Annotated in this window: 16 protein-coding genes and 3 pseudogenes; 12 read left to right on the top strand and 7 right to left on the bottom strand. The window is 68.6% G+C overall.

What is annotated here, in order from left to right; translation table 11 throughout:
- The first annotated feature begins 160 nt into the window (after positions 1–160).
- Positions 161–2734: an FHA domain-containing protein gene (locus ABZV38_RS04110; protein ID WP_356324321.1), complete on the top strand. Its 2574-nt coding sequence runs from the start codon at positions 161–163 to the stop codon at positions 2732–2734.
- 96 nt (positions 2735–2830) lie between these two features.
- Here ABZV38_RS04110 and ABZV38_RS04105 read toward each other — a convergent pair whose 3' ends face one another.
- The 3 genes and pseudogenes from ABZV38_RS04105 to ABZV38_RS04095 all read right to left on the bottom strand — a co-directional run bounded on the left by ABZV38_RS04105 (position 2831) and on the right by ABZV38_RS04095 (position 5676).
- Complete coding sequence (locus ABZV38_RS04105) at positions 2831–3580, bottom strand: transglycosylase SLT domain-containing protein (RefSeq protein WP_356324319.1); 750 nt, start codon at positions 3578–3580, stop codon at positions 2831–2833.
- A gap of 286 nt (positions 3581–3866) precedes the next feature.
- Positions 3867–4967: an S-adenosylmethionine:tRNA ribosyltransferase-isomerase gene (locus ABZV38_RS04100; RefSeq protein ID WP_356324317.1), complete on the bottom strand. Its 1101-nt coding sequence runs from the start codon at positions 4965–4967 to the stop codon at positions 3867–3869.
- Positions 4964–5676, bottom strand: a pseudogene (locus ABZV38_RS04095) (SDR family NAD(P)-dependent oxidoreductase). The gene ABZV38_RS04100 and the pseudogene ABZV38_RS04095 overlap by 4 nt, the downstream one beginning before the upstream one ends.
- A gap of 204 nt (positions 5677–5880) precedes the next feature.
- Here ABZV38_RS04095 and ABZV38_RS04090 point away from each other — a divergent pair.
- From ABZV38_RS04090 to ABZV38_RS04080, 3 genes are all read left to right on the top strand, one after another.
- Positions 5881–7026 carry a GAF domain-containing sensor histidine kinase gene (locus ABZV38_RS04090; RefSeq protein WP_356324315.1) on the top strand — a complete coding sequence of 382 codons (1146 nt, stop codon included), beginning with the start codon at positions 5881–5883 and terminating at the stop codon, positions 7024–7026.
- Positions 7019–7663, top strand: a complete 645-nt coding sequence (locus tag ABZV38_RS04085) for a response regulator transcription factor (RefSeq protein WP_356324312.1) — start codon at positions 7019–7021, stop codon at positions 7661–7663. Before ABZV38_RS04090 ends, ABZV38_RS04085 begins: the two co-directional genes overlap by 8 nt.
- A gap of 147 nt (positions 7664–7810) precedes the next feature.
- Positions 7811–8065 carry a chaplin family protein gene (locus tag ABZV38_RS04080; protein ID WP_356324310.1) on the top strand — a complete coding sequence of 85 codons (255 nt, stop codon included), beginning with the start codon at positions 7811–7813 and terminating at the stop codon, positions 8063–8065.
- A 174-nt stretch (positions 8066–8239) separates the two neighbouring features.
- Here the strand turns inward: ABZV38_RS04080 and ABZV38_RS04075 are convergent, their stop codons facing one another.
- Positions 8240–9022, bottom strand: coding sequence for a hypothetical protein (locus ABZV38_RS04075; RefSeq protein WP_356324308.1), 783 nt, complete (start codon positions 9020–9022; stop codon positions 8240–8242).
- 123 nt (positions 9023–9145) lie between these two features.
- Between ABZV38_RS04075 and ABZV38_RS04070 the strand changes: the two genes are divergently transcribed.
- The 3 genes from ABZV38_RS04070 (at position 9146) to ABZV38_RS04060 (ending at position 11491) form a co-directional block, all read left to right on the top strand.
- Entirely contained in the window at positions 9146–9943 is a 798-nt protein-coding gene (locus ABZV38_RS04070; protein ID WP_356324306.1) for an ABC transporter ATP-binding protein, read from the top strand.
- Positions 9944–9997: 54 nt separating this feature from the next.
- Positions 9998–10426, top strand: a complete 429-nt coding sequence (locus tag ABZV38_RS04065) for an NfeD family protein (protein ID WP_030974434.1) — start codon at positions 9998–10000, stop codon at positions 10424–10426.
- 126 nt (positions 10427–10552) lie between these two features.
- Positions 10553–11491 carry an SPFH domain-containing protein gene (locus ABZV38_RS04060; protein ID WP_356324304.1) on the top strand — a complete coding sequence of 313 codons (939 nt, stop codon included), beginning with the start codon at positions 10553–10555 and terminating at the stop codon, positions 11489–11491.
- Positions 11492–11658: 167 nt separating this feature from the next.
- On the opposite strand, the gene ABZV38_RS04055 is transcribed toward ABZV38_RS04060, so the two are convergent.
- From ABZV38_RS04055 to ABZV38_RS04045, 3 genes are all read right to left on the bottom strand, one after another.
- Positions 11659–12165, bottom strand: a complete 507-nt coding sequence (locus tag ABZV38_RS04055) for an HNH endonuclease (protein ID WP_356324301.1) — start codon at positions 12163–12165, stop codon at positions 11659–11661.
- 156 nt (positions 12166–12321) lie between these two features.
- On the bottom strand, positions 12322–12852 hold the full coding sequence (locus ABZV38_RS04050) for a YbhB/YbcL family Raf kinase inhibitor-like protein (RefSeq protein WP_356324300.1): 531 nt from the start codon (positions 12850–12852) through the stop codon (positions 12322–12324).
- Between the two features lie 43 nt (positions 12853–12895).
- Positions 12896–13678 (bottom strand): sporulation protein, encoded by a 783-nt coding sequence (locus ABZV38_RS04045; protein ID WP_356324298.1) that lies wholly within the window; start codon positions 13676–13678, stop codon positions 12896–12898.
- 73 nt (positions 13679–13751) lie between these two features.
- Here ABZV38_RS04045 and ABZV38_RS04040 point away from each other — a divergent pair.
- The 5 genes and pseudogenes from ABZV38_RS04040 to ABZV38_RS04020 all read left to right on the top strand — a co-directional run.
- Positions 13752–14006: pseudogene (locus tag ABZV38_RS04040) on the top strand (DNA-3-methyladenine glycosylase); the annotation flags it as partial.
- Between the two features lie 17 nt (positions 14007–14023).
- Positions 14024–14635 carry a DNA-3-methyladenine glycosylase gene (locus tag ABZV38_RS04035; protein WP_356324296.1) on the top strand — a complete coding sequence of 204 codons (612 nt, stop codon included), beginning with the start codon at positions 14024–14026 and terminating at the stop codon, positions 14633–14635.
- Positions 14636–14795: 160 nt separating this feature from the next.
- On the top strand, positions 14796–14996 hold the full coding sequence (locus ABZV38_RS04030) for a hypothetical protein (protein ID WP_356324293.1): 201 nt from the start codon (positions 14796–14798) through the stop codon (positions 14994–14996).
- A 263-nt stretch (positions 14997–15259) separates the two neighbouring features.
- Positions 15260–15622 carry a hypothetical protein gene (locus ABZV38_RS04025; RefSeq protein WP_356324291.1) on the top strand — a complete coding sequence of 121 codons (363 nt, stop codon included), beginning with the start codon at positions 15260–15262 and terminating at the stop codon, positions 15620–15622.
- Positions 15623–15711: 89 nt separating this feature from the next.
- Positions 15712–16104 (top strand): annotated as a pseudogene (locus ABZV38_RS04020) (DNA-3-methyladenine glycosylase); the annotation flags it as partial.
- Positions 16105–16549: the final 445 nt, after the last annotated feature.

Below are 16549 nucleotides of genomic sequence, written 5' to 3'. Positions count from 1 at the left end.
TCCGAGCATGTTTCTCCCGAGTCAACGGCGCGTGCGCACAGGTCTCGTGACGGTCCTGGCCCCGCCCGACTTTCGTATCAGGGACTGCTCCTGGAATAGTTCCCCACGATGTTCAGCATCCCTAGACTCCCTGCGATGGGGGTAACCCGGGGGACAACTAGTGGGGCGCGGAGTGCCGGAACTCGTACTGGAATTGAATGGAAGGACCTGGACGCTCGATCCGTCCAGGCCGTACACCCTCGGCCGAGATCCGCAGGGGGACCTGTCGATCGACGACGCCAGGGTGTCGTGGCGGCATGCCACGATCAGCTGGGGGGGCCGCAGTTGGTTCATCGAGGACCACGGCTCCACCAACGGCACCTATGTGCACGGCCAGCGGATCCACCAGATGGATATCGGGCCGGGCTCCGCCGTGTACCTGGGCAACGCGACTGACGGACCGCGGCTGAGTTTCAGCGGATCCGCCGCGGGCGCCGATGTGTACAGCGGTCAGGGTGCGGGCGCGCAGCAGGCCCCTGCCCAGCAGCCCCAGCGGGGTGGCGCCGACTGGCCGGACCCCGCGTCGCAGCAGCCCCAGCAGCAGGGTTGGCAGCAGACACCCCAGGGGCAGCCGCAACAGAACGCCCAGCACCAGCAGCCTCAACTGCCCCACCAGCAGGGCATGGCAGAGACACCCGGCGCAGGTGGTTCCGGCGGTGCCGCGGGGGCCCCGCCGGTCTACGGCGACCGCAGCCCGACCACGTTCCACCAGCTGGATCTCGGCCGTGTGATGCGCATCGGCCGTGCGCTGGAGAACGAACTCGTCGTCTCCGACCTCCAGGTCTCGCGCCATCACGCCGAGTTCCACGCGACCCCCGACGGCCGCTTCGAGATCCGCGATCTCGGTTCCCACAACGGCACGTACGTCAACGGCCAGCCGCTCCACAAGTCCGGCTCCGCGCTGATCGGTCCGAACGACATCGTCGGTGTCGGTCACTCGACGTTCCGCCTGGTCGGCGACCGCCTCGAGGAGTTCGTCGACACCGGTGAGGTCTCCTTCTCCGCCCGCCACCTCACGGTGACGGTCGACGGCGGGAAGCAGATCCTCAAGGACGTCTCGTTCGGCGTCCCGGAGAAGTCGCTCATCGCGGTCATCGGCCCGTCCGGTTCCGGCAAGTCCACCCTGCTCAAGGCGCTCACCGGCTACCGGCCCGCCAACCAGGGCGACGTCCTCTACGACAACCGGAATCTGTACAAGCAGTTCGCCGAGCTGCGCCAGCGCATAGGCCTGGTTCCGCAGGACGACATCCTGCACAAGGAACTCACGGTCACCAAGGCCCTCAAGTACGCGGCCAAGCTCCGCTTCCCCGCGGACACCACCGAGGCCGAGCGCCAGGCCCGGATCCATGAGGTCCTCGCCGAGCTCAAGCTCGACATCCACAAGGACAAGAAGGTCACCTCGCTCTCCGGTGGCCAGCGCAAGCGTGTCTCCGTCGCCCTCGAGCTGCTCACCAAGCCGTCGCTGATCTTCCTGGACGAGCCGACCTCCGGCCTCGACCCGGGCATGGACCGCGATGTCATGCAGCTGCTGCGCGGCCTCGCCGACGACGGCCGTACGGTCCTCGTCGTCACGCACTCGGTCGCCGAGCTGGCGATCTGCGACAAGCTGCTCGTCATGGCGCCGGGCGGCTCCGTCGCCTACTTCGGTCCGCCGGAGGAAGCGCTCAACTTCTTCGGCTACACCACCTGGGCCGACGTCTTCTCCGCATTCGAGAACTACCGTGACTACGACTGGGCGGGCCGCTGGCGCGGCTCGCAGCACTACCAGATGTACGCCGCGGACATCGACGCCGTTGCCGCACAGTCCGTACACATGCCGCCGCCGCAGCAGATGCGTCCGCCGAAGCCGCAGGGCTGGATGACGCAGCTGTGGACGCTGATCCGCCGATATGTGTCGGTGATCGCGTCCGACAAGGGCTTCATGGGTCTGATGGTGATCCTGCCCGCGGTCCTCGGCATCGTCAGCGTGGTCATCCCGGCCGACTTCGGCCTGGCCCCGCCGAAGCCGCCGTCGAAGTTCAACGGAGACGCCGGAACGATCATGCTGATCCTCGCGGTCGGCATGTGCTTCTCCGGTGCGGCCAACTCCGTACGAGAGCTGATCAAGGAACGCGTCATCTACGAACGGGAACGGGCCACCGGCCTTTCCCGCTCCGCCTATCTGATGTCCAAGGTGATCGTCCTCGGCGCGATCACGGCCATCCAGGGCGTCATCATCTGCGGCATCGGCTTCGCCACCCGCGACCTGCCCGAAGAGGGCCTGATCATGCCCCCGGCCGTCGAGCTCTGCGTCACGGTCATCGCGCTTGGCTTCACCTCGATGATGTTCGGCCTGGTGATCTCCTCGCTGGTGAAGACCGCCGAGAAGACCATGCCGCTGCTGGTCATGTTCGCGATCGTCCAGGTCGTCTTCACCGGCATCCTCTTCCAGGTGTACGGATCGCCCGGCCTGGAGCAGTTCGCCTGGCTGATGCCGTCCCGCTGGGCCATCGCGGCCGCGGGTTCGACGCTCGACCTCGCGCACCTGATGCCGCCGTGGGACCAGAAGAACCCGACCGACCTCGACCCGCTGTGGGAGCACACGGCCGGTCAGTGGGGGATGAACATCTCGGTGCTGCTGTTCCTCGGGATCATCTGCGGCTTCGCGGTGGCGCGCCTGCTGCGCCGCCACGAGCCGGAGGTCATGCGCAAGTAGGGCAGGGACGCAGCGTGCACAGCACGCACGGAACGCCGAAGGGCGGCACCCGGAATGGGGTGCCGCCCTTCGGCGTCGTGCATCGTGTTGGGTTGATCAGTACGCGCTGTTGACGTTGTCGATCGAGCCGTACCGGTCGGCGGCGTAGTTGGCCGCGGCGGTGATGTTGGCGACCGGGTCGTAGATGTTCGTCGAGGTACCGGGGACGTGGTACGCGTTGAACGTCGGCTGGATGACCTGCAGCAGGCCGCAGGACGGCGTGCCGTTCTGGGCGTTGATGTCCCAGCCGTTGACCGCGTTCGGGTTACCGGTGGACTCCCGCATGATGTTGCGGTGCAGACCGTTGTACGAGCCCGGGATGCCGCGCGCCTTCATGATGTCCAGCGCCTCGGTGATCCAGCCGTTCAGGTTGTTGGCGTAGACCGGAGTGCGGGCGGCGGAGCGGCTGGCGGCCTGGGGGGACCGCTTCGCGACATCGGCCTTGGCCTTCGCGGCGGCCTTCGCCCTGGCCTTGGCCTTCGCGACAGCCTTGGCCTTCGCGGCGGCCTTCGCCTTCGCCTTGGCGGCGGCGGCCTGCTTCGCCTTGACGGCGTCGGCGGCCTTCACCAGCTTCTCGGCGGTGGAGTGCTGCTCGATGATGCTGGCCTGGATGGTCTTGGCCTGCGGGAGGCCGTCGATGACCACCGGTGCGGCGGAGGCGGCCTGCGGCTCGGCAGGGGTCTCGGCGTGGGCCGGGACGAGGGAGAGCGAGAGGGCGGCGCAGCAGGCGGCGGAGACACCCGCGGCGGAGAGCTTCTGGGTCTTGCTCAGGCGACGAAGACGGCTGTGGATGCTCGACGTGGACATGCAGTCGTACCTCTTCGAATTGCGGGGTCCTCACGGAGGACGAAGACGGATGCGACGGGTTCACATCTCCGTCGGGGACGAGAGCAATTCTTAGCGGCCGCAAAATGCTGTGGCAATCGTGTGACGTACGAACCCGGATAGTGGATCACGGACCCCCTCGTAGGTGACGGCCCGCGCTCATGCCGACTGACGTGGCACTTATGCATCCACTAGCGGGCTTCGTAAGTGATATGCGTCCTATGCGCGGCCTCACATCGGCCGTGTAACAACCTCGCCATCAGTTGCTTCAGCAATTCGGAGTGTTACGTTCCGGATCGGGGAGCAGCAGATGTTGATCCCCGAACTCGTGCCAGAAGTACCGATGGCGCAGTGCCTCCGCGTATCCGCACCGCAGCGCCGCCCGCCCGGCGATCGCCTCCAGCATCAGCAGATGGGAGGCCTCCGGCTCGTGCAGCCCGGTCAGCAGCCCGTCCACCGCCCGCACGCCGCGCTGCGGCATCACCACCAGATCCGTCCAGCCGGCGGCCGCGCGCACCACCCCGTCCGCCCCCGCCGATGACTCCAGTGCCCGCACCGCCGTCGTGCCGACCGCGATGACCTTCCCACCGCCTGCCCGCGCCGCATTGACCAGCCAGGCCGTCGCGCGCGGCACGGCGAAGCGCTCCGGGTACGGCGGCTCGTGCGACTCCGCCGACGCCACCCCCGTATGCAGCGTCAGCGGCGCGAACTGCACGCCGCGGCTCACCAGCGCGACCACCAGCTGCGCGGTGAACGGCCGAGCGGCACTCGGCATCTCCGCCGAACCGCTCCCGTCGGGGGAGTCCACGGCGAAGACCGTCTGATACGCGGACAGCGGCTGGTCCCGCTCCGTATAGCCGTATCGGATCGGCCGCCCGTACTGCCGCAGCAGCCCCGGCACCTCCGTCGACACCCGCGTCCACCACAGCCTGGCCCCCGCCGCACCCAGCGGTCCCGTGCCGTACCCGCCCGCGCCGCCCAGCGGCTCCTCCAGCACCAGCCGCGAGCCCCCCGGCAGACGCGCGGCGGCCCCGGCCGGCCCACCGCGGCGCGGCACCGTCGCTCCCGTCCCGTCCGGACGGCGCAGCTCCACCGCCCACTGCCCGTCCTCGCCCCGCGTCGAGAAGTGCACGACGACGCGCGCACCGCCCACCCGGCCGTTCACCGCGGCGGGCAGTGTCGGAGACGTATTGACGACGAGTACGTCCCCGGCCCGCAGCTGCCCCGGCAGCTCCCGGAACGCATGGTGTGAGACCTCCTGCCCCCGTGACACCAGCAGCCGTACGTCATCACGCCCCGCACCCCGTTGCTCTGCCGGTACCCGCGCCGAGAGCTCCGGGGGCACCCGCAACGCCTCCAGCGCGGTCACAGGCCCTCCCCGGACAACGCCGACCCGGCCGGCTCCGGCGACGCCGCATACCGCCCGCTCGCCGGCCGCTGCTCCAGCAGCCGCAGGAACGCGGGCACCGCACTCTCCGGAAGCGGTCGCGGATCGTCGTCGTCCGGTACCGCCGCCGCGCGTAGAGAGCGGTCTGCATGTCTCCCGGATCGACCGCCCACACCCGCAGCCCCGGCTCCTCCACCCCCAGCACCGCGGCCAGCTGGTCGAGCGCCGCCTTCGACGCACCGTAACCGCCCCAGGTCTCGTACGGCTCCGCCGCCGCGTCCGAACTCACCACCACGACCGCGCCCGCCGCCGAAGCCCGCAGCAGCGTCCCCTGCACCAGACCGAGCGCCGCCACCAGATTGGTCTCCAGCGCCTGCCGCAGCCCGTCCAGTGGCAGCGCATCGAGCCGCACGAGCGGCTCGGCGCCCAGCGCACTCGCATTGCTCACCAGCAGATCGAGTCCGCCGAGCTCTCCGGCGGCGGCCACCAGCTCCCCGCGGTGCCCGGCGTCCGTGACATCCCCGGGCACCGCGACCACCCGCGCCCCGTGCTCCGCCAGCTCCTTCGCCGCCCCCTCCAGCGCCCCGGCGGTCCTGGCATCCAGCACCAGATCCCAGCCCCGCTGGGCGAGCGCCGCGGCCAGCGCGCGGCCCAGCCCCTTCGAAGCGCCCGTGATCATCGCGACAGGCATGACAACCGTCCCCTTGTTACGTCGGCCATTACGTCGGCAATCACCGATGAACCCTCGGCACACCCAACGTAGGAACGCCCCCACGCGCCGCGCCTCGTCCGCGAGCCGCACCCCTGCAAGGAACTTCGGCCTAGGCCCAGCGCCCTAGGCGCCCGCCGTCCACAGGCCGATACGGCATGGCCACCCCGCCGGTACGGTGAGGCCATGAGCCACAGCCCACCGTCGGGCCTCGCAGCGGTGAGTGCCGCGCTGCTCGCCATGAGCCGGCACCTCGAAATGCGTGACGTCCTGAAGACGATCGTCGTGTCGGCCCGCGATCTGCTGGACGCCGAGTACGCGGCCCTGGGCGTCCCCGACGACCACGGAGGCTTCGCCCAGTTCGTCGTCGACGGTGTCAGCGACGAGCAGTGGAAGGCCATCGGCCCGCTGCCCCGGCAGCACGGCATTCTCGCCGCGATGCTCCACGAGGCGAAGCCCGAGCGCCTTGCCGACGTCCGCAAGGACCCCCGCTTCGAGGGCTGGCCCGATGCCCACCCCGACATGTCCGATTTCCTCGGCCTGCCGATCAGGGACGGCGACGAAGTCATCGGCGCGCTCTTCCTCGCCAACAAGCGGTGCCCCAAGCCCCAGGGCAGCTGCGGTTTCACCGCACAGGACGAGGAGCTGCTGTCGATCCTCGCCCAGCACGCGGCGATCGCCCTGACCAACGCCAGGCTGTACGAGCGAAGCCGTGAGCTCACCATCGCCGAGGAGCGGTCCCGGCTCGCCCATGAGCTGCACGACGCGGTCAGTCAGAAGCTGTTCTCCCTGCGGCTGACGGTCCAGGCCGCCGCCGCCCTGGTCGACCGCGACCCGGCCCGCGCCAAGGGCGAGCTCCAGCAGGTCGCCGCGCTGGCCGCCGAGGCGGCGGACGAGCTGCGCGCCGCCGTCGTCGAACTGCGCCCCGCCGCGCTCGACGAGGACGGCCTCGTCGCGACGCTCCGTACCCAGATCCAGGTCCTGGACCGCGCCCACACCGCCCGGGTCACCTTCGAGAGCCTCGGCGTACGGGCCATGCCCGCCGCCCAGGAGGAGGCGCTGCTCAGGGTCTCCCAGGAAGCTCTGCACAACGCGCTGCGTCACTCGGGCGCCGAACAGGTCGACGTCACGCTGGTCCGGCGCGGCACCGGCACGGTCATGCGGATCACCGACGACGGCGGCGGATTCGAACCCACAGCAACGCGGCAGGCCGGCCGTCATCTGGGCCTGGTGTCGATGCGGGACCGCGCGAGCGGTGTCGGCGGAAGGCTCACCGTTGAATCGGCGCCCGGCAAGGGCACCACGATCGAGCTGGAGGTACCCGGTGGCTGACAAGATCATCAGGGTGCTGCTGGTCGACGACCACCAGGTGGTCCGCCGCGGTCTGCGTACGTTCCTGGAGATCCAGGACGACATAGAGGTCGTCGGCGAGGCGGCCGACGGCGCGGAGGGCGTGGCCAGGACCGAGGAGCTGCGCCCCGACGTGGTCCTGATGGACATCAAGATGCCGGGCACGGACGGCATCGAGGCGCTCCGAAAGCTCCGGGAACTGGAGAACCCGGCCAAGGTGCTGATCGTCACCAGCTTCACCGAGCAGCGCACAGTGGTCCCTGCCCTGCGTGCGGGCGCCTCGGGTTACGTATACAAGGACGTCGACCCGGACGCACTGGCGGGCGCCATCCGCTCGGTGCACGCGGGCCATGTCCTGCTCCAGCCGGAGGTCGCCGGAGCCCTGCTCGCCCAGGAGGACGCGGGCAGCGGTACGGGGCGGGGGAACACCCTCACCGAGCGGGAGCGGGAGGTACTGAGCCTGATCGCCGACGGCCGATCCAACCGTGAGATCGCCAGGGCGCTGGTCCTCTCCGAGAAGACCGTCAAGACGCATGTGTCGAACATTCTGATGAAGCTGGATCTGTCGGACCGCACCCAGGCCGCCCTCTGGGCCGTCCGACATGGGGTGGCAGGCTGATCGGGACCGCAGCGGACCGGTTCCCTCCAGGCTGAGATTCATACTGTCGGGTGTATGTCACCCATACGGCGCATCCTGTCCGGCCCGGGAGCGTTCTCCATGGCGTGCTGCGGCGGCTGGCCGCAGCGACGCTAGGAGGATCCTGAAGTGAAGAACCTGAAGAAGGCCGCTGCCGTCACCATGATCGCCGGTGGCATCGTCGCCGCGGGCGCGGGCGCGGGCGCGGCCTCCGCCACCGGTCACGGCGCGGGCGCCCATGGCGCAGCGACCCACTCCCCGGGCGTGATCAGCGGCAACGTCATCCAGGTCCCGGTCCACGTCCCGGTGAATGTGGTCGGCAACACGGTCAACGTCATCGGCCTGCTCAACCCCGCCTTCGGTAACTTCGGCCTGAACGGCTGACCGCCCCAAGCCGGTTGATGCCGGACGGGCCCGACCGGGGCCCCGTCCGGCATCAACCGTGCAGCCCCACACCTCGACTGGCGGACCATCAAACCCGAACCCGGGCAGAACAGGCCCGTCCGGCGGTCGGTGAATGAGGGCCACCGGACGGCCCCCGTACTCCGCCCCCGTCGACTACCCCCGCTCCAGGCCCTCCACATACGCGTTGTACGCCGCCACCTGAGCCCGCCGGGCCACTCGCTCCACCGGCCGCAAGGCCTCCGCCCGCGCTGCGATCTCCGACGCGCTCACCGCTCCGCCGTGCCCGTTCTCGTCTGCTACCGAGATCAGCAGCCCCACCCGCTGAGCCAGCTCCAGCACCCGTACCGCCCGTGGCGGATACCCCGGAGCGAGCACCTCCCGCCCCCGCTCCGTCCGCGCCCGGTACGCATCCACCGCTGCCTCGGCCACCGGCCCCGAGCCGGCCACGTCCAGCCGCGACAGCACCGCCGTCGCATCCCGCAGGGCCTCCGCGAGCTCCCGCTCCGCCTCGCTCAGCGACGGCACATCCGCCGGCGGGGCCTCCCGTACCGGCAGACAGCGCCACACCACCTCGACGTGCAGATCCCCGGCCGGCCCCACCTCCCGCACCTCGGGCACCAGCCCGTACGGCACACCGGAAGCAATCACCGCCTCCTCCGCCTCCAGCGCCCGTGCGTTGAATTCCGGCGGCCCGCTGAGCCCCAGCGGATGCCCCGGCACCGGCAGCGCGACCCGGAAACCGGTCGCCCCCAGTCCCCGCAGCCGCCCCAGCGCAAGCGTGAGCCCGACTGGCCCCGCCTCACCCGGCAGTCCCTCGACGCGGTGCACCGCGTCTTCTCCGACAATCGCGAGCGCCGCGTCGTCCGGCGACGCAAGCCCGGCGAGAAGCGCGTTGCCCCATGCGGCCAGCAGCCCTGAGCGTGGTTCCGAAAGCATGGGAACAGCCTAGGGAACCGGACCTAAGAGCAGGAGCACTCCAGGGGTGGCGTAGGTTTTCCCTGGGAGCTGTGCCCACAGGCACGCGACGATCTCGAGACTGTATGGGGAGACAACGCGCTCATGAGCGATGTACTGGAGCTGGTGGACGTATCCGTGGTCCGCGACGGACGCGCTCTGGTGGACGACGTCTCCTGGTCGGTCAAGGAGGGGGAGCGCTGGGTCATCCTCGGCCCGAACGGCGCCGGCAAGACCACCCTCCTCAACGTCGCGTCCAGCTACCTCTTCCCGACCAGGGGCACCGCCAAGGTCCTCGGCGAGCAGCTCGGCGGCGTCGGCACCGACGTCTTCGACCTGCGTCCCCGCATCGGTATCGCGGGTGTCGCCATGGCCGAGAAGCTGCCCAGACGCCAGACGGTCCTGCAGACGGTGCTCACCGCCGCGTACGGCATGACCGCCACCTGGCACGAGAACTACGACGCCGTCGACGAGGACCGCGCCCGCGCCTTCCTCGACCGGCTCGGCATGACCGAGTACCTCGACCGCAAGTTCGGCACCCTCTCCGAGGGTGAGCGCAAACGCACGCTGATCGCCCGCGCCATGATGACCGACCCCGAGCTGCTCCTTCTCGACGAGCCCGCCGCCGGTCTCGATCTCGGTGGCCGGGAGGACCTGGTCCGCCGCCTCGGCCGGCTCGCCCGTGACCCGTTCGCCCCCTCCATGATCATGGTCACCCACCATGTCGAGGAGATCGCCCCGGGCTTCACCCACGTCCTCATGATCCGTCAGGGCAAGGTCCTCGCCGCGGGCCCCATGGAGACCGAGCTCACCTCCCGCAACCTCTCCCTCTGCTTCGGTCTGCCGCTCATCGTCGAGCACGCCAGCGAGCGATACACCGCGCACGGCCTTCCGCTGTCCTGAATGTCCTGATCGCAACCCTGTCGGCGAAGGGACCCGCGGTCCTACCATGACCACGTGGACATCGACGCGTGGGTGTGGTGGCTGATCGGCGCGGTCGGGCTGGGCATTCCGCTCGTGCTGACCGCGATGCCCGAGTTCGGGATGTTCGCTGTCGGAGCGGTCGCCGCGGCAGTCGTCGCGGCTCTCGGCGGCGGCATCGTGGCCCAGGTCCTGGTCTTCGTCGTGGTCTCCGTCGCACTCATCGCGGTGGTCCGCCCGATCGCCGCCAGACACCGCGCGGACCGGCCCCGGCTCGCCACCGGCATAGACGCGCTGAAGGGCCGTCAGGCCGTCGTCCTGGAACGGGTCGACGGCAACGGGGGCCGCATCAAGCTCGCCGGTGAGATCTGGTCCGCCCGCGCATACGACGGGGAGCAGAGCTTCGAACCCGGCCGGCACGTGGACGTCGTGGACATCGACGGGGCTACGGCCGTCGTCATGTGACCGAACCGCATACACGGCGGACCGCGGTCTGCCAGACTCGATGTCGATCATCATGAGATCCGGACCTCATGAGATCCGACCCCGATCATCGCGATCCGTCGGCAACCGAAGGGCACGAGGAACACGATGCAACCGATCATCATCGTCCTGATCATTCTGGTGGTGCTCGTCTTCATCGCCCTGATCAAGACGATCCAGGTCATTCCGCAGGCCAGCGCAGCCATTGTGGAGCGTTTCGGCCGCTACACCCGCACGCTCAACGCCGGCCTGAACATCGTCGTTCCATTCATCGACACCATCCGCAACCGGATCGACCTCCGTGAACAGGTCGTCCCGTTCCCGCCCCAGCCGGTGATCACCCAGGACAACCTGGTCGTCAACATCGACACCGTCATCTACTACCAGGTGACGGACGCGCGGGCCGCGACCTACGAAGTCGCCAGCTACATCCAGGCGATCGAGCAGCTCACCGTCACCACCCTCCGCAACATCATCGGCGGCATGGACCTGGAGCGGACCCTGACCTCCCGCGAGGAGATCAACGCCGCGCTCCGCGGAGTCCTCGACGAGGCCACCGGCAAGTGGGGCATCCGCGTCAACCGCGTCGAGCTCAAGGCGATCGAACCGCCCACCTCCATCCAGGACTCGATGGAGAAGCAGATGCGTGCCGACCGTGACAAGCGCGCAGCGATCCTCCAGGCCGAAGGAACGCGGCAGTCCGCGATCCTCACCGCGGAGGGCGAGAAGCAGTCCGCGATCCTGCGCGCCGAGGGTGAGGCCAAGGCCGCGGCCCTGCGCGCCGAGGGCGAGGCCCAGGCCATCCGTACGGTCTTCGAGTCCATCCACGCCGGCGACCCGGACCAGAAGCTCCTCTCGTATCAGTACCTCCAGATGCTCCCGAAGATCGCCGAGGGCGACGCCAACAAGCTCTGGATCGTGCCCAGCGAGATCGGCGACGCCCTCAAGGGCCTCAGCGGTGCCTTCGGTAACCTCGGCACGGGTGTCCCGGGCTTCAACACCGGCAAGGAGCGCAAGGAGCGCCGCGAGGAACCCCCGGTCGACTGACGCGTACACCACCTGTGCATGATCAGTGCGCCGCACGCCGATCATCACAGGGGTGCGGGACGACCATCCTGCAACCTCGCCTCAGCACAGCTGATCCGCAGACACACGGAAGCCCGCCTTCTTACGTACGAAGACGGGCTTTCGGTACGACGATGTACGTACGCCTCCTAGGCCGCGGTCCGGTCCAGCCACTCCGGCAGTGCCGACCGCTCACCGGCCCCCAGCGCCAGCAGCATCGCCTCCGCAGGCGACGGGACGAAAGGCTCCCGCAGCAACGGCATCCCCGCCTGCTCCGGCGTCCGGGCCGCCTTGCGGTGGTTGTCCTCGGCACAGGACGCCACCGTATTGAGCCAGGTGTCCTGACCGCCCTGGGCCCGCGGGACCACATGGTCGACGGTTGTCGCCCGCCGCCCGCAGTACGCGCACCGGTGCTGGTCCCGTATCAGCACACCCCTTCTGGACCACGGCGCCTGTCTTCGGAACGGCACCCGTACGTACCGGCAGAGCCTGATCACCCGGGGCACCGGAATGTCCACGGCGGCGCCACGCATACGGAGATCGGGGTGCGACTGCTCGACGACAGCCTTGTCCTGCAGGATCAGTACCACCGCACGGTTCAGCGTTACTGTCGACAGCGGCTCGAAGCTCGCGTTGAGAACCAGCGTGTCCCGCATTTCGCCCACCTCCCGTGTGCCGCCCACCCCCCGGCAGGCCCGGATCAACTCTGGCTGGGCAGGCCGTGATGGACAACGCAATAAAAAATGCCCTGCCCTGATCTCTCCAAGACCAGGGCAGGGCAAACAGCGGGGGAACTCTCAGCTCATCGCGTACTACGCGGGTCCGGGGTACTCACCGATCAGCTGAGCACGTCCCAGCGTGTGGAACCGCAGATTGAAGCCGACGACCGCGGGCGACACATCGCTGTCGGCCCCCAGCTTCTCGGCATCCACCGCGTACACGGTGAAGACATAGCGGTGGTTCTCCCCGGGCGGCGGCGCGGCACCGCCGAACTCCGTCGACCCGTAGTCGTTACGGACCTGAACGGCACCCTCGGGCAGCCCGGCGAACTTCCCGCTGCCCGCACCGGCCGGCAGTTCCGTGGCCGACGCCGGGATGTCGAAGACGACCCAGTGCCAGAACCCGCTGCCCGTCGGAGCATCTGGATCGAAGCAGGTCACGGCGAAGCTCTTGGTCTCCGCCGGAAACCCTTCCCATCGCAGCTGCGGCGAGGTGTTGCCGGCCGCGAACACCTGGGCATCGGCCAGTACGGCTCCCGGAGCGAGATCCTCGCTCACCACCGTGAACGACGGCACGTCGGGATGGAAGTCATGCGGAAGCGGCGGCCTCTTCGGCTCGGTCACGTCAACACCTTTCCTGATCGGCTCCGGTATCTCGCCACCGACCCTAGAGCCAGTTGCGCTGACCGCCGACCTGGGCGAGCCACTGGTTGAGGTATGCCGCCCAGTCGGTCCCCTGGAAGTCGTGCAGGCCGACCTTGAACGCCCGGTACGAGTCGCTGCCCTCACTGAAGAGGCCCGGCTTCTTGTCCATCTCCAGCACGACATCCATCTCGCGGTCGTCCGCGACGAATGTCAGCTCGACCTGGTTCAGCCCCCGGTACTGCTGCGGCGGGAAGAACTCGATCTCCTGGTAGAACGGCAGCCGCTGACGCGTACCGCGAATGTGACCGCGCTCCATGTCCGCGCTGCGGATGCCGAAGCCCAACTGCCCGAAGGCGTCCAGGATCGCCTGCTGCGCCGGCAGCGGGTGCACATTGATCGGGTCGAGGTCGCCCGAGTCCAGCGCCCGCGCGATCTCCAGCTCGGTCGTCACACCGATGTTCATGCCGGGCAGGTGCTGACCGGCGAGCATCGTGACTGGCGTCTCCCACGGAATCTCGAGCCCGAACGGCACGACGTGCACCGCACCGGCCTGCACCTCGAACGCACCACCGAGCCGCAGCTTGGCGAACTCGATGTCCTGCTTCATCTCCTGGTCGTTGCCCTCGACCTCGACGCGCGCCTGCAGGCCGACCGACAGCCCTTCGATCTGCTGCGCCACGGAACCGCCCTGGATCCGCACCTCGCCCTGGACGACTCCACCCGGTACGACGTTGAGCTCGGTCAGCTCCGTCTCCACCGAAGCACCACCGGCACCCATGCTCGCGAGCAGCCGCTTGAAGCCCATATTTACTCCTCCTTGGTCCTGACCCCTAGATACGCGCCACGACCGTAGTCGGTTCCCGGTAACCTCGATCGCCATGATCGAGGGCTTGGACCGTACGCCGCTGACGCGCGACTTCTTCGACCGCCCCGTGCTGGACGTGGCACCCGACCTGCTGGGCCGGACGCTGGTACGGAACTCGACCGACGGATCCATCGAGCTCCGCCTCACCGAGGTGGAGGCGTACGCGGGCGAGATCGACCCCGGTTCCCACGCCTTCCGCGGCCGTACCCGCCGCAACAGCGTGATGTACGGACCGCCCGGCCATGCGTACGTCTACTTCACCTACGGCACGTCAAGTCGATCAGCATGAACGCTGTGAATCTCGCTCGCCCCGCTGAAGAAGTCGCCCCCACGCTGCTCGGTTCCATCCTCACCCACGAGACCCCCGAGGGAACCGTGAGCATCACCATCACGGAGACCGAGGCGTACTCCGGTGCGGCCGACCCAGCCTCCCACGCCTACCGAGGCAGGACACCCCGCAACGCCGTCATGTTCGGGCCCGCAGGACACCTGTACGTCTATCGGTCTCACGGTCTCCACTGGTGCGCGAACATCGTCACCGGGACAGACGGCATCGCCTCAGCTGTCCTCATCCGGGCAGGCAGGGTCATCGAAGGGGAAGACCTGGCACGCAAGCGGCGAGGGGGCAAGGTCGAGAGTCCACGTCTCGCGCGGGGTCCGGGGAACTTCTGCCAAGCGCTCGGCATCACGGCAGAGCACGATGGCACAGACCTGCTGACAGGCGCCTCGGTCACGCTGTCCGAGGGTGAGCCAGTACCCGCCGCACTCATCCGGGTTGGTCCTCGGGTAGGCGTGAGCAGAGCCCACGACTGGCAGCACCGCTTCTACCTCGCCGGTGATCCAACAGTCTCGGCGTACCGACTGAGCCCGAGAGCCAAGCCGTCCTCTGGAGCCTGAGCCGCTGTGCGCCTCGCTCGCGGCTCGCCGGTGAGTCGGCGTGGAAGTTGGGCCCGAGGATGCGTGATCGCTCACGAGCGTGGCATGTGACGCGTTCCCGGCCGGTCGGGTGACTGTCGACGTGCGCCGACTCGGGCCGGAGGGTTGGGGGATGACCCCCTTGGTGCGTTCTTTCCGCACCGCCAGGATCACCGTCGCTGTGCACAACGACGAGCAGCCAACGGTGTACATCGATGGACGGCCGCTTACGACCCTCGATGAGGGACGGGTCATCGTCCCGCTCGGGCGGGCCGTGATGGTCTTCCCCCGCGACTTCACCGATCTCATCCGCAAGATGACCGCTATCCACAGCGACCGGTGAGAACAGAGCAGCACCACACGGGAGGTCTCTCCCTAACGGGGGTCCTCCCTCCTTCGTGTAAGGTCCCTTGGCCAGGTCGCCGCCGTCGCTCCCGACCGCACGAGACCGAGTCCAAGCGCAAAGCCTTGGGCGTCACCTGTGAAGAGACCGTGCCAGCCATGGCCGGTCCACCCCCGCGACGAAAGGGAGGCACATGTCCCGCCCGTCCGGCGGGGTTCACAGGCGCACTCGTGTGCGCCTCACAGGAGGGGAGCCGCCTACCAGTGGCTATCAGCTTCGGTCTCAACCGCCCGTGGGGCGGGGTCAGCCAGCACGAGTACCGGCGCATGGCGCAGGACCCTGGACACCCGCTTGCCTACCGCGTCCACTTCGCCGCCATCGGTTGGGCCGACAGGCAGGGCCACGCGGCCTTCGACCCGGGACGACTCGCGGCAGTGCTGGGCAAGGACGGCAAGCGGCTCTCCGATCAGAGCACCCGCAACGCGGTAGCGCGGGCCAAGGATCTTCACCTCGTCTCGCCCCGTTCCGGGGCGGCCTGCCTGGTGCTCCCGCGACATCTGTTCCAGAAGGCCAAGGGTGCTCCCGTGCCCTGCCGTGTTCACCAAGACCGCACGCCGTGCGTGTAGTCAGAGCACACCTGGCGTGTGCGGGCATGGAGTCCGACCTGCGGAAATGTTCGCTCCCTCCGGGCGACATACATGCTCAGTGACTAATCTACGGCATGTGGCACTGCCTCAATCTGGTGTGCGGCCCCGAGGGCATGGCGAGCGGTGTACTGCTCCGAGCCGGCGAGATCCGTGTGGGTGCCGAACTCAGCCGCAAACGGCGATTCTCAGCCCGCAATGACAGAGAACTGGCCAAAGGTCCGGCCCGCCTGGCCACCGCCCTGGACGTCGACAAAGCCCTGAACGGCACCGACGCCATCGCCCACCCGGGTGCTTCGTTGTCCGTACTGCACGGCACCCCGCCACCCTTCGACCAGGTACGCAACGGGCCTCGCACCGGCGTGGGCGGCGACGGTGCCTTGCATCCCTGGCGCTTCTGGATCGACGACGACCCCACCGTGAGCCCCTACCGGCCCCACGCGCCACGCCGCCGCGCAACTTGACTCGCCCCTGCGGGCCGCCTAATGTAGTCCGAGCCGCTTGAACGGGTACTGCTGTCGACACGGTCCATCGGACCAAGTCTGAGCACTCGGAAGCGGCCAACCACTACCTTCGATCCACCCTGGCGGGTGCGATTTCGGCGTGCCGAAATTTGTCCCTATCGGCTCGATTATGAGCCGCCAAGGAAATCGACTAAAGTGGTGAACACGCCGAAAGGCAAAGGCCACTCCAGCGGCCGCCGGAATCAAATTCGAACCGGAAACGGAACGAAATGAGTCTGGTAAGGTTGGAACCGCCGGAACAGGGAAACGCGAAAGCGAAGAACTGAAAAGCAACCCGCTTCGACCGGGAATCGGACACGAAAGAGTCTGATAGAGTCGGAAACGCAAGACCGAAGGGAAAGCCCGGAGGAAAGCCCGAGAGGGTGAGTACAAAGGAAGCGTCCGT

The organism is Streptomyces sp. NPDC005181, from assembly GCF_040608395.1.
GTDB lineage: Bacteria > Actinomycetota > Actinomycetes > Streptomycetales > Streptomycetaceae > Streptomyces.
This window is presented reverse-complemented; position numbering and strand designations above follow the sequence as displayed.